The 15,643-nt window shown below is 59.6% G+C and carries 11 protein-coding genes; 7 read left to right on the top strand and 4 right to left on the bottom strand.

The genetic code is table 11. The features are described 5' to 3' along the window. Nucleotides 1–87 precede the first annotated feature (87 nt). On the top strand, nucleotides 88–1,083 hold the full coding sequence (locus V6F91_RS04745) for a formylglycine-generating enzyme family protein (protein ID WP_332762728.1): 996 nt from the start codon (nucleotides 88–90) through the stop codon (nucleotides 1,081–1,083). A 34-nt stretch (nucleotides 1,084–1,117) separates the two neighbouring features. Here the strand turns inward: V6F91_RS04745 and V6F91_RS04740 are convergent, their stop codons facing one another. The 4 genes from V6F91_RS04740 to V6F91_RS04725 form a co-directional block, all read right to left on the bottom strand. Beyond that, nucleotides 1,118–3,622 (bottom strand): LysM domain-containing protein, encoded by a 2,505-nt coding sequence (locus V6F91_RS04740; protein WP_332762727.1) that lies wholly within the window; start codon nucleotides 3,620–3,622, stop codon nucleotides 1,118–1,120. A gap of 19 nt (nucleotides 3,623–3,641) precedes the next feature. After that, the gene (locus V6F91_RS04735; protein WP_332762726.1) at nucleotides 3,642–4,475 is read right to left on the bottom strand and encodes a DUF4123 domain-containing protein; all 834 of its coding nucleotides are present in this window, start codon (nucleotides 4,473–4,475) and stop codon (nucleotides 3,642–3,644) included. Next, nucleotides 4,472–6,547 (bottom strand): type VI secretion system tip protein TssI/VgrG, encoded by a 2,076-nt coding sequence (gene tssI / locus V6F91_RS04730; RefSeq protein ID WP_332762724.1) that lies wholly within the window; start codon nucleotides 6,545–6,547, stop codon nucleotides 4,472–4,474. Before tssI ends, V6F91_RS04735 begins: the two co-directional genes overlap by 4 nt. A gap of 134 nt (nucleotides 6,548–6,681) precedes the next feature. After that, the gene (locus tag V6F91_RS04725) at nucleotides 6,682–7,197 is read right to left on the bottom strand and encodes an Hcp family type VI secretion system effector (RefSeq protein ID WP_007949952.1); all 516 of its coding nucleotides are present in this window, start codon (nucleotides 7,195–7,197) and stop codon (nucleotides 6,682–6,684) included. Nucleotides 7,198–8,208: 1,011 nt separating this feature from the next. Between V6F91_RS04725 and V6F91_RS04720 the strand changes: the two genes are divergently transcribed. Genes V6F91_RS04720 through V6F91_RS04695 form a run of 6 tightly spaced genes read left to right on the top strand, consistent with a single transcriptional unit; the run spans nucleotide 8,209 to nucleotide 15,607 of the window. Next, nucleotides 8,209–9,831, top strand: coding sequence for a methyl-accepting chemotaxis protein (locus tag V6F91_RS04720; RefSeq protein ID WP_332762718.1), 1,623 nt, complete (start codon nucleotides 8,209–8,211; stop codon nucleotides 9,829–9,831). Further along, on the top strand, nucleotides 9,831–10,367 hold the full coding sequence (locus V6F91_RS04715) for a chemotaxis protein CheW (RefSeq protein ID WP_332762717.1): 537 nt from the start codon (nucleotides 9,831–9,833) through the stop codon (nucleotides 10,365–10,367). Before V6F91_RS04720 ends, V6F91_RS04715 begins: the two co-directional genes overlap by 1 nt. Next, complete coding sequence (locus V6F91_RS04710) at nucleotides 10,364–11,638, top strand: CheR family methyltransferase (RefSeq protein WP_332762716.1); 1,275 nt, start codon at nucleotides 10,364–10,366, stop codon at nucleotides 11,636–11,638. Before V6F91_RS04715 ends, V6F91_RS04710 begins: the two co-directional genes overlap by 4 nt. Next, nucleotides 11,635–12,318 (top strand): chemotaxis protein CheW, encoded by a 684-nt coding sequence (locus tag V6F91_RS04705; RefSeq protein ID WP_332762714.1) that lies wholly within the window; start codon nucleotides 11,635–11,637, stop codon nucleotides 12,316–12,318. The genes V6F91_RS04710 and V6F91_RS04705 overlap by 4 nt, the downstream gene beginning before the upstream one ends. After that, nucleotides 12,315–14,600 (top strand): hybrid sensor histidine kinase/response regulator, encoded by a 2,286-nt coding sequence (locus V6F91_RS04700; protein WP_332762712.1) that lies wholly within the window; start codon nucleotides 12,315–12,317, stop codon nucleotides 14,598–14,600. The genes V6F91_RS04705 and V6F91_RS04700 overlap by 4 nt, the downstream gene beginning before the upstream one ends. Further along, a complete protein-coding gene (locus V6F91_RS04695) occupies nucleotides 14,597–15,607 on the top strand; it encodes a chemotaxis response regulator protein-glutamate methylesterase (RefSeq protein ID WP_332762711.1) in 1,011 nt (336 codons plus the stop codon). The genes V6F91_RS04700 and V6F91_RS04695 overlap by 4 nt, the downstream gene beginning before the upstream one ends. The last annotated feature ends 36 nt before the right edge of the window (nucleotides 15,608–15,643 follow it).

Here is a 15,643-nt window from a genome sequence, read left to right as displayed (position 1 = left end):
TGTAGGTATGACGGATTCGTAATTTTGTAGTCTTGTCTCGCGATGGTATGTTTGAGGCTTTGACGAACCTTTATAAGGATATTGCCCGTGTTACGTCAGTTTGTGATTGCCCTTCCTGCTTTGATGCTCTTGGTCGGCTGTGAGGCTGAATCGGGTTCGCTGCCGGCTAGCAAAACCTTGTCGCCCGAAAAAATTGCCTCCATCGCAGCGACCGTGAATTCGAAATATCCTGATATCTCGACTGAGCTTCGTGACAAGATTCTCAATACCGTGGTTCAGTCGATTGACAACATGGTCTTTGTCGAAGGTGGCCAGTTTGATATGGGCGACTTTGGCTGGATTTGTGAATACGACGAAAAAGATGTTTGTACTTGGCCTTGCGAGCAGGATCCGGAGCAGCTTTGTAATATCAGCCGTGACGGTAATGATGACTTTGTGCATCCGGTTAAATTGAGTTCGTATTATATTTCTAAGTATCAAACGACTATTGGCGAATTTGATGTATTTTTTTCTACGCAAGGCAGGGAACTGTTCGACGCCGAATATCGCGAGAGAGCGGATTTAAAGAGCATGTACACTCCCAACCTGCCAGCACCGACGAAGCACTGGCAAGAAGCGAAGGATTTTTGTAAGTGGGTGGGCGATTTGAGTGGTTACCCAGTAGATCTTCCGACTGAAGCCCAGTGGGAGTTCTCCGCACGCAATCGCGGATTGCATATACTTTTTCCGACGAGCAACGGAAGTCTGAATTTTGGTAAAAACTTTCCCTTAGAAGGGGAAGGTGGGACATTTGCGGTAGATCGATTTCCACCAACCCCTCTGGGTATTTTTAACTTGTCCGGAAATGCGACGGACTGGGTAAATGATTGGTATGACAGAGATTATTATAAAAAATCTCCCGTTGATGATCCGCAAGGGCCAAATACCGGAACACAAAAAGTAAGACGGGGTTCCAATTATCCTGAGGCGCCTTTATCAGCTGCACCGATTGTACGGCGCTGGCCCGATAATCCAGACCAGGACGCCTACTATCCTGGAACTGGATTTCGTTGTGCAGTCCAAACGGGCGAACCGCTTAGATGATAATAAAGGACAAAGGCGCTATAGGCGTCTTTGTTCAAGCCAGACCGTCGAAATGGTTACTACGCCTAGCTGCCATAAGAGTTCGCTCTTTGCGCCAAGCTAAACCGGGCATCCATGCAATTGTTCCATAAGCTTGCGTCGCTGAATCAATATTAACCGCCAATGTTCCGATGAAACGGTTAAATTGTTGTTGCTCTGCGCCATCTAGTAAAGAGTTTAAGCGGTTCAGGCTCTCCATGGCGTTAACTTTGCTGCCATCCTTAGAGCAGTGTTCCAATACTTCAGTGAAATGCTTCCAGCTGCGCAAATGCGAAAGAAGAAGGACGATTGCTTTTTCTTGATCCTCAGCCCATGACTCTACAAAACTTTCAGTTAATAAGTGAAGCATGGGGCCAATTGTTTCGGGTGGTAGCATCTGCAAGGGTATTATTTTTTTGTTGATGTTAATCGATTGATTGGTCAGTAAATATTTGGCAAGGCGTTGGGCCTCTTGTTTTGTGGCTTCGCGCCTTTTCCACCACAACGACATCTTGATGAATCCACCTTCAAATGCCTCACTCACAGACTGTCCTGGGTTCGTTGCGATTTTAAACAGGCCTGCCGCCATGTATTGAAAAGCTTCTTTAGTTACTGCTAGCTGGTAATGAAAATCTGCCTTTGATAGAGCATTGCAGAAGACGTAGATCAGGTCACCGATCTTCTCGAGGTCGACTGCTGTACCGAAACCACCTCCTGCGCCAGGTCCGAAAACCAGACTCGCTTTGCAATTTATTGCTAAACGGTTATTGGTGATCTCAATCCCAAAATCAAAGCTAGCCCCAATACCCAACGCCGCGTTCCCTTCAGCCTTGATCTCCACCAGGCTCGACCAGTCTGTGCTGCCGCTGTCATTCGCCTGTCCTGCGACGATCTTGCCGACCCCTTGTTTGGTCGAATCAAGCCACTTCAACGTGCCGGTGACGGTGCCGCCGCCCTGCACGCCGGCGAAGGCGTTGCCTTTCAGTCCCAGGCTGCCACCGCGTTTTTTGTCGACAGCCATGTCGGGCGGGCTTAGCAGTGCTGTTGCTCCGGAGGCTTCGACTTCCTTGGGTTTGTATTGGGCCTTGACGCCGGCCTGGCCTTGGGCCGTGGCGCCAGCGAAACACGATAGCTCGACCTTGCCGTCGAGGCGGAAGATGCCGATGTCGCTGACAACTTCCTTGCCTTCGGCGTTGCGGTACGGCATGCGCACGACGTAACCGCCCTGATCGGGAAAGTAACTCTTAAGCGCAATCGAGCCTTCAGCCAGCGAGATGGCGGCGCTGGCTTTGACGCCGACTTCGACGTTGCCCTTGCCGGGTTCCCAGCTGTTGATCCCGGCGCTGGCCGTGGCGGCGAAGCGGAAGGCGTGGGCTTCGGCGGATACGGCGTATTTGGCCGAGTCGGCCTCGTTGGACGTCCAAGAGCATTCTTTGTGCAAGGCGTTGAGCAGGTTGTCGTCCTTGCTTGTCCATGAAGTGAACTTGGCCTCGAGGCTGCCCAGCGGGCTGGTCTTGCGGCCATCGCTGACGGCGGTGCGAATGTCCTTGATCAAGTCCTTGGCCAGATTTTTATCCAGCGGTTTGCCACGCATCACCGTGGTTGGCACTTTGACCCGCCAAGTGAATTCTTCTCGGGTGCGCACTGGAATGTAGTGGCGTCGGGTCGGATCGCTGAAGGAGATGTACTCGACGACGGTGATGCCGGTTTTGACCTGCTTGCCTTTTTGCGTCTCGGTGCCTTTGCCTTTGCCGTGCTTGAGATCCGGTGCCGCACCGTTGGCACTCGTGGAGCTGTCGCCAGCTTCGGCTTTGCCTTGCGCGGCGATGCGGGTGCGCAGCGATTGAATTTCTGCGTTCAGTTCAGCGACTTTTTTGGCGCGCAAGCCTTCCCAGTTGGTTTCCAGATAGCTGCCTTCAAAAGCCGGCTGGGGCGTGTAACGCTGGTACCAATCGCGGGCCTTCTGTACGGTCGCCAATTGACCTTGCAGGTCTTCTTTGCGCTCGATGACAGCTTTAGGTTTTGCCACCACTGGAGGCGAGCGCTGCAGCAGGCCGGCTTCTTCAGCCTTGGCGTTCCAGGCATCCTTGACGCAGCGTGTGCAGGTGCAACTGGCTTGCGGATCTTTGGTCTTGGCGCACAGCCTGGCTTCGGTCGCCTTGGCGAGATTCTGGTGCAGCTCGTCCATGAGTTTTTTGACGAGGTCGGATTGCTTCTGCAGCTCTTTCGACTCTTTTTCCGTCAGCACGTAAAAGTGCTCGTCGCCGGTGATGTGGATGACGTCGACCAGTTCATCCTTGCATTCGACTGCGCCTTTGACGGCTGTGGTGCTCTTGTTCTCGGCGTGTTTCGGCGGCGGCAAAACCTTGGCTGCCGGCAATTGCAGCGCCCATCCAGGCTTGATGTGGTTGGGGTCGGTGATGATCGGATTCAGCGCTCGTAGATCGGCCACGGAGCATTTGTTGGCGGCGGCAATGCTGCCAAGAGTGTCGCCGCTCTTAACGGTGTAGGTGGTGCTCATTGCTCATCGTCCTTGTGATTCACAGGCTTTCCAGTTGAGTCAGCTTGTCGCCGAGCGCTATGTCGTCACGCGCGAGCAGCTCGGTGGCGGGCGGCTGCTTCCAGAATCGGTCGCCACGCTGGATCGCTACGCGAAGCCAGCGCTCCTGATCGGCCATTTGCTCGTAGCCCGTATCTTTTGCGGCCAGTAACTGGCGATGAACGAACTCGACGCGGTCATCCGTCGGCAGAACCTCGCGGTAATCGTCCGCGAAGCGCGTGGCGATGACTCTGAGCCGGCTCTGTTCGATCAATGACTGACGTTCTTCGCCCACGTATAGCCATGCCGGTGGCTGCTTGGCCGTCGGCGGGGTATGAGGAGGTTTTGCGTAGAAGCGCCAGCCAATCTCGTTACGCCATGCCAGCGCGCTGAACGGCCCCATGAACTGCGCTCTTTCGGTCTCGTCGAGTGCAAGCAGCAATGGTTCGAGCCAGCGCGGATCGAAGAAACGCATCATCTGTTGCGGTTCTTCATCGGTGCGCACGGTCAGCAAGCTGCGCCAGTGTTCCACGCCCTGGTTCAGCAAAGCGGAGTCGCTTAACCAGGCGACGCAACCTGCATCAGACTGCTCCAGCAAAGTGCTGACGTTGGGAGCAACGGTTTGCCTCTCCGGATACAGGACGACGTATGGGCCTGCTGGTTGCAAGTCTGCGTAGGGGGTATTGGTGAACAGTGGAAGGCAGCTGGGGCGGTACTGTTCGTCACTCTGGAACAAGTGACTGAGCAGATCCGCATCAAAGCTTCTGTCCAGAATCAGACACATCGCGCCTGTCGTCGTGGACTGTTTGAACGGCGATTCGATGGACTTAATCATGCCGATGCACCGGGTTGGTGGATCGGGCAATGACCGCTCGCATCCAGATGACATGATGGAGTGGGCAGCAAGACGCCCGCCTTCGATTGAGTCTTGAACGAACCGACCGAAGGTTTCACTACCTGCCCAGCCTTATCTGCATCTGCCTGTTTCAAAAGTCCCGGCATCAACGGCGCGGCGCCCGTACCAACGCCGGGGCTGCCGCCGGAGTTCATGTTGATCACCGGGCCGCTCAGGGTCACGCCGCCGGCGTCGATCTTGATGAAGCTGCCGCCGCCGACAAGAGTCAGTTCTGCGCCGGCTTCCATCACCACTTTCATGCCGCTGCTCAGGTGAATTTCCTGGCCGGCGTCGATGAACTGGCCGGTGCCGATCTTGATGTGCTGGTTGACGCCGACGGTGAGGTGGTCGTTGGCGCGGGTTTCGACTTTGCGGTCGGCGTAGACGGTGTGGTGTTCTTCGGCTTTGAATTCGCTGTAGCTGTTTTGCTCGACGGTGTCGTGGCGTTCGTTGCCGACGCGGATTTTCTGGTCGTGCTCGATGTTTTCGTCCCAGTCGCGCTGGGCGTGCAGGTAGATCTGTTCCTGACCTTTCTTGTCTTCGATGCGCAGTTCGTTATAGCCGCCACCGCCCATCGAACTCAGGGTCTTGAAAGTACTGCGGGTCTTGTTCGCCGGCAGTGGATAGGGGACGGTGTTTTCCTTGTGGTACAGGCAGCCGCTGATCAGTGGCTGGTCGGGGTCGCCTTCAAGGAAGGTCACCAGCACTTCCATGCCGATGCGCGGGATGGCGATGCCGCCGTACTGGGCGCCGGCCCAGGCGCTGGAGACGCGCAGCCAGCAACTGGTCTTGTCGTCGGCCTGGCCTTCGCGGTCCCAGTGGAATTGCACTTTGACCCGGCCGTACTGGTCGCAATGGATCTCTTCGCCTTTCGGGCCGGTGACCACGGCGCTCTGGCTGCCGAGGATGCGCGGTTTCGGGTGGCGTAGCGGCGGGCGGTTGGGCACGTCCCATGGCGTGGCCTGGAAGCGGTTGCGGTAGCCCTGGTGGAAATCGTCTTTCAATGCCGTGGTGTCGCTGGTCACCGACTCCTCGAGCACTTGCGGCTGCTTGCCTTCATGCAGGACTTCGGTGAGCAGCCAGAGGTCGTTCCATTTGGCCTTCGGGTGTTCGGTCAGGGCGAGGAAGTGGCCGCTGACCAGCAGTGGCTGATCGCTCTTGCCTTCGGCGAGCTGAAAATCGCTGCGATGGCGTTCGAGGGCGCGTTTGGCCAGATGTTTGCCGCGCTCGCGGTCGATGAAACGACCCGGGTAGTCATAGTCTTCGAGGTCGGGCAGGGCGTCGCCACGGTTTTCGCTTTCCAGGGTCAGGCGCGGTTTTTCGAAATCATAATCGCGGCGGGTGGTGCGGCTGGTGCGGGTTTCCAGACGCAGGTCGAAGCGCTTGATCACCGGGTTGCTGGCGACCATGCCAGAGTCTTGCTGGTAGGGCACCGGTGCCAGTTTCGGGAACACCGTCTGGTCATCGCCGAACACCAGCTTGTGCGCCGTCGCCGTATGCTCGAAGTGGTAGTGAATACCTTCTTCCTCGCACAGGCGCTGGATGAAATGCAGGTCCGACTCGTCGTATTGCACGCAGTAGATGCGCTCGGGATAGATCGAGCCGGTCTTGAATTCGTAGGCGTTGCCTTGGATGCCGTGCTCTTCCAGCACTTGGCCGATGATTTTCGGCACGCTGAGGTTCTGGAAGATGCGCTGGTTGATGCGGTGCGCCAGATACGCCAGTTGTGGGCGCAGCGTCACCGAATAACGGGTCAGGCGCTTGCCGGAATCGCCTTGCGCGGCGCGGTAGATCTGGCCATGAATGCCGCTGCCGTCAGGCGACAGCTGCAGAAAGGCCGGTTTGTGCAGCAGGGTTTCGAGGTCCAGCGACGGCTGCTCACTGACCAGCTCCACCTCAAAGACAAAAGGCTGGCTGATGGCTTCCCGGCCGGTCAGGGTGAATACCTGAAAATCGGCGGAAAGCCCTTCGATGGTCAGGGCAAAGTGGGTTTCATTGGCCGGCGCGAACATCCCTTGTTCCTCGTGCTGTACAGCGGCGCCCGTCGACGACCGCAAAAAAGCGGCTCAACGTACGCGAAATTCTGGAGGGGCGTAAACAACATCGACCAGCAGAGCTGGCCGATGCGTGTAACGGTCAGCCGTAATTAAACGACTGGAGCACGCCAGTCATCGGAACCCGAAGTACCGGATACTTCGTGGGTCCAGGTGATTTTGCGGTAGGTGAACTGCACTTCTTCCAGGTGGGTGAAGTGCGCGTTGCCTGGATCCTGGCAGTTGTGCATTTTGTTGTTGATGGCGACGATGATCGCGTCTTCCAGTTTGGTGGTGTAGTAGTGCTCTTGGGTGCCTTGCGCCGAAGTGCGGTACCACTGGATAACGATTTCGCTCATGCGCTCGCCGGAAGTCAGTGCTGCTTGCAGCAGTGGCGAAGCCTTGTCGTAGACCTTGGTGATCACAACTGGCTTGTGCACGCGCTGACCGGTTGGCTGACCGGATTGCGGGTCACGCGGGATGATCACGTCGTGGGTGAAAGCCTGAACCATGACCTGGTCTTCGTGGCCTTCCTGGTAGGTGTTGCCTACGGAGTCAGCGGTGAATGCGCCTGCAGTGATCAGGCCTTGTTTTTCGCCGGTAACCGACATGTACGCTGGTGTTGCCATGGGGTGCTCTCCTTGCGGATAAATTTAAGGTGCCCGGGAGGCGAAATCGCCCGGTGGGTGCCTGACTGTTATCAAGGAGCGTGCCAGGTTTGCTGAAATGCCCGGGCGGCGGGAGCGGAGCGGTGGTTGGGGGGCGCTTGGGGCGGTTTTCAGCGTGGAAATCAGAAGAAAGTGCGCAAGAAGTTGCGCAGTACTGCGCAACTTCTTGCGCACTTGGCTGCAGGCCTTGCGCCGCGTGATCTGCAGAGGATTTACCCGGTGAAATATTACGACCAACTGCGCAACTTCTTGCGCAGTTGGGTATTTTTTGGGACCGCGGTGTCTGCTTCGCGAGCAGGCTCACTCCTACATTGGATTTATGGTTTGCCCTGGAACCTGAGTTCACCACAAAACCTGTGGGAGCGAGCTTGCTCGCGAAGGCGTCAGTTCAGGTAAAACATCGGTGACTGACCCACCGCTATCGCGAGCAAGCTCACTCCTACATTGGATTTATGGTTTGCCCTGGAACCTGAGTTCACCACAAAACCTGTGGGAGCGAGCTTGCTCGCGAAGGCGTCAGTTCAGGCAAAACATTGGTGGCTGACCCACCGCTATCGCGAGCAAGCTCGCTCCCACATTGGATTTGTGTGTGGCCCCGGCGCTGGCGTTCACCACAAAACCTGTGGGAGCGAGCTTGCTCGCGAAGGCGTCAGTTCAGGTAAAACATCGGTGACTGATGTACCGCTATCGCGAGCAAGCTGGCTCCCACATTAGATTTATGGTTTGCCCTGGAACCTGAGTTCACCACAAAACTTGTGGGAGCGAGCTTGCTCGCGAAGGCGTCAGTTCAGGCAAAACATTGGTGACTGACCCACCGCTATCGCGAGCAGGCTCACTCCTTGGGTTGGTGGTTGGCCTTGAGTTTGAGCCAGCCACAGGGGCGCGGCAGGTGAGGGTTAAAAAGCGTCTTATAAATGAAACAGCGCGCTCGGCTATACTCCCCGCATTTCGATCAGGCACCGAGGAATCACTGTGAAGAACTGGACGTTGCGCCAACGCATTTTGGCGAGCTTTGCGGTGATTATCGCCATCATGCTGATGATGGTGGTGCTCTCTTATTCTCGGCTGCTGAAGATCGAGACAAGTGAGGAGAGCGTGCGGGACGACGCTATTCCCGGTGTTTACTACAGCTCGATGATTCGCGGCGCGTGGGTCGACAGTTATTTGCAGACCCAGGAATTGCTGGGCCTGAAGGAAGGGCAGGGCATTTCCAGCGAAGACGCCGCCGACTACAAGGCCTTCGAAACTCGCCTGCAAGAGCAGATGGCCAACTATCGCAAGACCATGGCGACCGAAGAAGACCGTACAGAGTTTGCCGCTTTCGAGAAGCTTCACGACACCTACATCCAGACTCAGGATGCTGTGCTGGATCTGCACAAGCGCAATCTTGAGGCTGAAGCCGTGAAGATGTTTCACGAAAAACTGACGCCTGCCTGGTATGCCGGCCGCATGAAAGTCAACGACATCATCAGTGAAAACAAGCGGGTCGCGGATGAAGCCATGGTCAACATCGACGATGCCGTGGCCGCGGCCAAAATCAGCATGATCATTTCCTTGCTAGTGGCGGTGCTGGCTGCGGGCCTGTGTGGTCTGTTGCTGATGCGCGCGATCATGGCACCGATGAACCGCATCGTGGCGATCCTTGAAATCATGCGCACCGGTGACCTCAGTTCGCGCCTGAACCTTGATCGCAAAGACGAGTTCGGCGCGGTCGAAACCGGCTTCAACGACATGATGACCGAGCTGACCTCGCTGGTTTCCCAGGCGCAGCGTTCGTCGGTGCAGGTGACCACCTCGGTGACCGAAATCGCGGCCACCTCCAAGCAACAGCAAGCCACCGCCACCGAAACCGCCGCGACCACCACCGAGATCGGCGCGACCTCGCGCGAGATTGCCGCGACCTCGCGAGATCTGGTGCGCACCATGACCGAAGTGTCGACTGCTGCCGATCAGGCCTCGGTGCTCGCCGGCTCCGGCCAGCAAGGCCTGGCGCGCATGGAAGACACCATGCACTCGGTGATGGGCGCCGCCGATCTGGTCAATGCCAAACTGGCGATCCTCAACGAGAAGGCCGGCAACATCAATCAAGTGGTGGTGACCATCGTCAAGGTCGCCGACCAGACCAACCTGCTATCGCTCAACGCTGCCATCGAAGCGGAGAAGGCGGGTGAATACGGGCGCGGGTTTGCCGTGGTCGCCACCGAAGTAAGGCGTCTGGCCGACCAGACCGCCGTCGCCACTTACGACATCGAACAGATGGTCCGCGAGATCCAGTCGGCGGTGTCGGCCGGGGTGATGGGCATGGACAAATTCTCTGAAGAAGTGCGTCGCGGCATGTCCGAAGTGCAGCAGGTCGGCGAGCAGTTGTCACAGATCATCCATCAAGTGCAGGCGCTGGCGCCGCGGGTGTTGATGGTCAATGAAGGCATGCAGGCCCAGGCCACCGGTGCCGAGCAGATCAACCATGCGCTGGTGCAGTTGGGCGACGCCAGCAGCCAGACCGTCGAGTCGCTGCGCCAGGCCAGTTTCGCTATCGACGAACTGAGCCAGGTGGCCGTCGGGCTGCGCAGCGGCGTTTCGCGATTCAAAGTCTGATGAACGAAGTCATCGCCAAGCGCGGTGTTGCGCCAGTGACGAAACCGGCATTGTTTCTGCTGTTTCGCATCGGCAGCGAACGTTATGCGCTGCGCGCCACCGAAGTGGCGGAAGTGTTGCCGCGCGTGGCGTTGAAGCCGATTGCCCGGGCACCGCAGTGGGTCGCCGGGGTGTTTGCCTATCGCGGTGCGGTGGTGCCGGTCATCGACCTCAGCGCCTTGACCTTCGGCCAGCCTGCCGAGGCGCGCACCAGCACGCGGTTGGTGCTGGTCAACTATCGCCCGGATGACGCCGAGTCCACGCAGTGGCTCGGGCTGATTCTTGAGCAGGCGACCGATACCCTGCGCTGCCATCCTGAAGATTTTCAACCCTACGGCCTCGATAACCGCGAGGCGCCGTACCTCGGCCCGGTGCGCGAAGACGCCCACGGGCTGGTGCAGTGGGTACGGGTCAATGACTTGCTCGACAAGTCGGTGCGCGCCTTGCTGTTTCCCGATACGCCGCGTGACCCGGCGCAGCTTGAGGCGCAGGCATGAGCGCTGATCAGCGGTTTTTCGATTTTCTCAAAGAACGCATCGGCCTCGATGTAACGTCGGTCGGCCCGGCGATCATTGAGCGTGCCGTACGTCAGCGCAGCATGCTTTCGCAGGCGGCTGATAGCGATGATTACTGGCGATTGCTGCAAGGCTCGCGGGATGAGCAGCAGGCACTGATCGAAGCGGTGATCGTGCCGGAGACGTGGTTTTTCCGTTATCCGGAATCCTTCGCCACGCTGGGCAAACTGGCGCGGGCACGGCTTAAGGAACTGAACAATATGCGCGCGCTGCGCATCCTCAGCCTGCCGTGCTCCACCGGCGAGGAACCCTATTCGATCGCCATGGCCCTGCTCGATGCCGGATTGCAGCCGCATCAGTTCAAGGTCGACGGCATGGACGTCAGCCCGCTCTCGGTAGAGAAGGCGCGGCGTGCGTTGTATGGCAAGAACTCGTTTCGCGGCCAGGATCTGGATTTCCGTGAACGGCATTTCATCGCCGAGCCGGACGGTCATCGGGTCAATGAAAACGTGCGTGAGCAAGTGCGGTTGCAGGTCGGCAATGTGCTCGATCCAACGTTATTGGCCAGCGAGCCTGCGTTCGATTTCGTGTTTTGCCGCAACCTGCTGATCTACTTCGACCAGCCGACCCAGAAGCAGGTGTTCGAAGTGCTCAAGCGCCTGACGCATTTTGACGGCGTGCTGTTTATCGGCCCGGCCGAGGGCAGCCTGCTCGGGCGTCTGGGCATGCGTTCGATCGGCATTCCCCAGTCGTTCGCGTTCAGCCGTCACAGCGAGCCGCACCCCGAGCCGTTGCCGACACCGAAACCGATCGCCGTGCCGATCAGCCAAGCGCTGCGCAATCCGCCGCCAGCGCCGGTCGCGCGCAGTCGCCCGTTCGCCGCCGTGACGCTATTGCCAACCGCAGCAAAAGCCGCGAATCCGGACGCCGCCAGCTTGCTGGCGCACATCGCCGCGCTGGCCAACGAAGGCAAAAGTGCCGAAGCGCGCGCCGCTTGCGAACAATATCTGCGCAGCCACGAGCCAGTAGCGCAGGTGTTCTACTGGCTCGGCCTGCTTAGCGATGTCGCCGGCCTGACCCTCGAAGCCCAGGGCTTCTACCGCAAGGCGTTGTACCTCGAACCGCAACACCCCGAAGCGTTGATGCACCTGGCGGCGTTGCTGCAGGCCCAGGGCGACACGGCGGGTGCCCGACGATTGCAGGAGCGTGCCGCCCGCAGCGGCCGCACCGCCGACAGTGAGCGCAAACGATGATCGCGTCTGATCCTTTCAACGTCACCCATGAAGACGCCCGCGCCATCGACGATTGCTGGAATCGCATCGGCATTCACGGCGACAAGTCTTGCCCGCTGCTCGCAGAACACATTCATTGCCGTAACTGCTCGGTGTATTCCGCCGCCGCCACGCGTCTGCTCGACCGTTACGCGTTGCAGCAAGACGAGCGCGACCCGGTGGCCAGCGCCGTGGAAACGGACGTAAAGACACGCTCGCTGCTGATGTTCCGCCTCGGCGAAGAATGGCTGGGGCTGGCCACGCGCAGTCTGGTGGAAGTCGCGCCGATGCAGGCCATTCACTCGCTGCCGCACCAGCGCTCGCGGGCTCTGCTGGGTGTGGCCAACGTGCGCGGTGCGCTGGTGGCGTGCCTGTCGCTGGTCGAATTGCTTGATCTGGATGCCAATGCCGCGCCGGCCACCGGTGCGCGGATCATGCCGCGCATGCTGATCATCGCCGCCCATGGCGGGCCGGTGGTGGTGCCGGTGGATGAGGTCGACGGCATTCATGCCATTGACGAGCGCATCCTCGCTGCCGCCTCGCAATCCGCTGCGCAGGCCAGCGCCAAATACACCCGCGGTGTCCTGCAATATCGCGGTCGCAGCCTGCGCTGGCTCGACGAAGAACAGTTGCTGTCCGCCGTGACCCGGAGCCTGACATGACCCCCGAGCAAATGCGCGACGCCTCGCTGCTCGAGTTGTTCAGCCTTGAAGCTGAAGCCCAGACTCAGGTTCTCAGCGCCGGGCTGCTGGCGCTGGAGCGCAATCCGACCCAGGCCGACCACCTCGAATCGTGCATGCGCGCGGCGCATTCACTCAAAGGCGCGGCGCGGATCGTCGGCATCGACAGCGGCGTCAGCGTCGCGCATGTCATGGAAGATTGCCTGGTCAGCGCGCAGGAAGGGCGCCTGCTGCTGCGCCCCGAGCATATCGACGCGTTGTTGCAGGGCACCGATTTGCTCATGCGCATCGCCACGCCCGCGAACGCGCCGCAACCGCCCGATATCGAAGCTTATGTAGCGTTGATGGCGCGGTTGCTCGATCCGTCCGCAGCCCCTGCAGTATCAACACCGGTCGCCGCGCCGCCGATGGCCGAGCTGCAGCTTGAGCCAGCGCCAATAGCTGCGCCCTCCGTGGAAACGCCTGTCGAAGCTGCCGAGCCGGCACCGCGCAAAAGCAAACGCACCACAGAAGGTGGCGAGCGCGTCTTGCGGGTGACCGCCGAACGCCTGAACAGCCTGCTCGATCTGTCGAGCAAATCGCTGGTGGAAACCCAGCGGCTCAAGCCGCATCTGGCAACCATGCAGCGCCTCAAACGCATGCAGAACAACGGCCTGCGCGCGCTGGAAAACCTCAACGTGCACCTCAAGGAACACGCCTTGAGCCTTGAGGCGCTGGAAGCCCTCGAGGACGCACGTCGTTTGCTCGCCGAATCGCAACAACTGCTCAGCGAGAAAAACGCTGAACTGGATGAATTCGCCTGGCAAGCCAGTCAACGCGCACAAGTGCTCTACGATACCGCGCTGGCCTGTCGCATGCGCCCGTTCGCCGACGTCCTCAGCGGCCAGGTGCGCATGGTCCGCGATCTGGGGCGCAGTCTCGGCAAGCAGGTGCGCCTGGAGATCGAGGGCGAGAAAACCCAGGTTGACCGCGACGTGCTGGAAAAACTCGAAGCGCCGCTGACGCACTTGTTGCGCAATGCGGTCGATCACGGCATCGAAACGCCTGAACAACGCCTGCTCCAAGGCAAGCCGGAAGAAGGCCTGATTCGCCTGCGCGCCTCGCATCAGGCGGGTTTGCTGGTGCTGGAACTGAGTGACGACGGCAACGGTGTCGACCTGGAAAAGGTCCGCCGCAGCATTGTCGAACGGCAGTTATCCCCAGCCGAAACCGCTGCGCAGCTGAGCGAGGAAGAACTGCTGACCTTCCTGTTCCTGCCCGGCTTCAGTCTGCGCGACAAGGTCACCGAAGTGTCCGGTCGCGGCGTCGGCCTCGATGCGGTGCAGCACATGGTCCGCCAGTTGCGCGGAGCCGTGGTGCTGGAACAGACGGCGGGCGAGGGCAGCCGCTTTCATCTGGAAGTGCCGTTGACGCTGTCGGTGGTGCGCAGTCTGGTGGTGGCCGTCGGTGAAGAAGCTTATGCCTTCCCGCTGGCGCACATCGAACGCATGTGCGATCTGGCCCCCGATGACATCGTTCAGGTCGAAGGCCGCCAGCATTTCTGGCACGAAGGTCGGCATGTCGGGCTGGTCGCTGCCAGTCAGTTGCTCAATCGCCCGGCCAGCCAGAACAGCGGCGAAACCCTCAAGGTCGTGGTGATCCGCGAGCGCGATGCGATTTACGGCGTGGCGGTCGAGCGCTTTATCGGCGAGCGCACTCTGGTGGTGTTGCCGCTGGATGAGCGGCTGGGCAAGATTCAGGACATTTCCGCCGGCGCCTTGCTCGATGACGGTTCGGTGGTGCTGATCGTCGACGTCGAAGACATGCTGCGTTCGGTCGACAAACTGCTCAACACCGGGCGCCTCGAGCGTATTGCCCGTCACGGTAACCAAGCGGCGGAAGCGGCGCGCAAGCGGGTGTTGGTGGTGGACGATTCGCTGACCGTGCGCGAGTTGCAACGCAAGCTTCTGCTCAACCGTGGCTACGACGTCGCGGTGGCAGTCGACGGCATGGATGGCTGGAACGCTTTGCGTTCGGAGAACTTCGATCTACTGATCACCGACATCGACATGCCGCGCATGGACGGCATCGAACTGGTCAGCCTGCTGCGCCGCGACAACCGTTTGCAATCGCTGCCGGTGATGGTCGTCTCGTACAAGGACCGCGAAGAAGACCGGCGCCGTGGACTGGACGCCGGCGCCGACTATTATCTAGCCAAAGCCAGTTTTCATGACGACGCCCTGCTCGATGCAGTGGTCGAGCTCATCGGGGGAGCACGGGCATGAGGATCGCAATCGTCAACGACATGCCGCTGGCGGTGGAGGCGCTGCGCCGGGCGCTCGCCTTCGAGCCGGCGCATCAGGTGGTCTGGGTTGCCTGCAACGGCGCCGAGGCGGTGCAACTGTGCGCCGAAGACACCCCGGACCTGATCCTGATGGACCTGATCATGCCGATCATGGACGGCGTCGAAGCCACGCGCCGGATCATGGCTGAAACCCCTTGCGCCATCGTCATCGTCACCGTCGACCGCCAGCAGAATGTGCACCGGGTGTTCGAGGCCATGGGCCACGGCGCGCTGGATGTAGTCGATACTCCGGCCGTTGGCGGCGGCAACCCGCAGGAAGCGGCGGCGCCGTTGCTGCGCAAGATCCTCAATATCGGCTGGCTGATCGGTGACAAGGCGCCACGCGCGCGGCCGGCACCGACGGCTCAGCGCAGTTCGGCTTCACGTCAGCGGCTGGTGGCGATTGGTTCGTCTGCCGGCGGCCCGGCAGCGCTGGAGGTTCTGCTCAAAGGCTTGCCCAGGGATTTTTCCGCGGCAATCGTGCTGGTCCAGCATGTCGATCAGGTGTTCGCCGCCGGCATGGCCGAATGGCTGGCCGGCGCGAGCGGCCTGAACGTGCGTCTGGCCCGCGAAGGCGAGCCGCCACAAAGCGGCGCGGTGCTGCTGGCCGGGACCAATCACCATATTCGCTTGCTCAAGAACGGCACTCTGGCCTACACCGCCGAACCGGTCAACGAGATCTACCGGCCCTCGATCGACGTGTTTTTCGAGAGCGTCGCCAATTACTGGAATGGTGACGCCGTCGGGGTTTTATTGACGGGGATGGGGCGCGACGGCGCGCAAGGGCTTAAGCTCATGCGCCAACAGGGTTATTTGACCATCGCCCAGGATCAAAACAGCAGTGCGGTGTACGGCATGCCCAAAGCCGCCGCGGCCATCGATGCCGCTGTGGAAATCCGTCCACTGGAAAGAATAGCGCCACGATTGCTGGAGATTTTCCCCAAATGAACAGGCATATCCGCAATCCTGGCCCCCGCAGCACTC

This window comes from Pseudomonas koreensis (assembly GCF_036668835.1).
Classification (GTDB): Bacteria; Pseudomonadota; Gammaproteobacteria; order Pseudomonadales; family Pseudomonadaceae; genus Aquipseudomonas; species Aquipseudomonas koreensis_I.
Note: the sequence above shows the minus strand (reverse complement) of the source record. Positions and strands in the feature narration are given on the sequence as shown.

Bases quoted from the DNA above. Each gene is read 5' to 3' on its own strand.
- tssI (WP_332762724.1), bottom strand. From the start codon at position 6,547: ATGTTCGCGCCGGCCAATGAAACCCACTTTGCCCTGACCATCGAAGGG.
- V6F91_RS04695 (WP_332762711.1), top strand. From the start codon at position 14,597: ATGAGGATCGCAATCGTCAACGACATGCCGCTGGCGGTGGAGGCGCTG.
- V6F91_RS04705 (WP_332762714.1), top strand. From the start codon at position 11,635: ATGATCGCGTCTGATCCTTTCAACGTCACCCATGAAGACGCCCGCGCC.
- V6F91_RS04740 (WP_332762727.1), bottom strand. From the start codon at position 3,622: ATGAGCACCACCTACACCGTTAAGAGCGGCGACACTCTTGGCAGCATT.
- V6F91_RS04710 (WP_332762716.1), top strand. From the start codon at position 10,364: ATGAGCGCTGATCAGCGGTTTTTCGATTTTCTCAAAGAACGCATCGGC.
- V6F91_RS04725 (WP_007949952.1), bottom strand. From the start codon at position 7,197: ATGGCAACACCAGCGTACATGTCGGTTACCGGCGAAAAACAAGGCCTG.
- V6F91_RS04735 (WP_332762726.1), bottom strand. From the start codon at position 4,475: ATGATTAAGTCCATCGAATCGCCGTTCAAACAGTCCACGACGACAGGC.
- V6F91_RS04715 (WP_332762717.1), top strand. From the start codon at position 9,831: ATGAACGAAGTCATCGCCAAGCGCGGTGTTGCGCCAGTGACGAAACCG.
- V6F91_RS04700 (WP_332762712.1), top strand. From the start codon at position 12,315: ATGACCCCCGAGCAAATGCGCGACGCCTCGCTGCTCGAGTTGTTCAGC.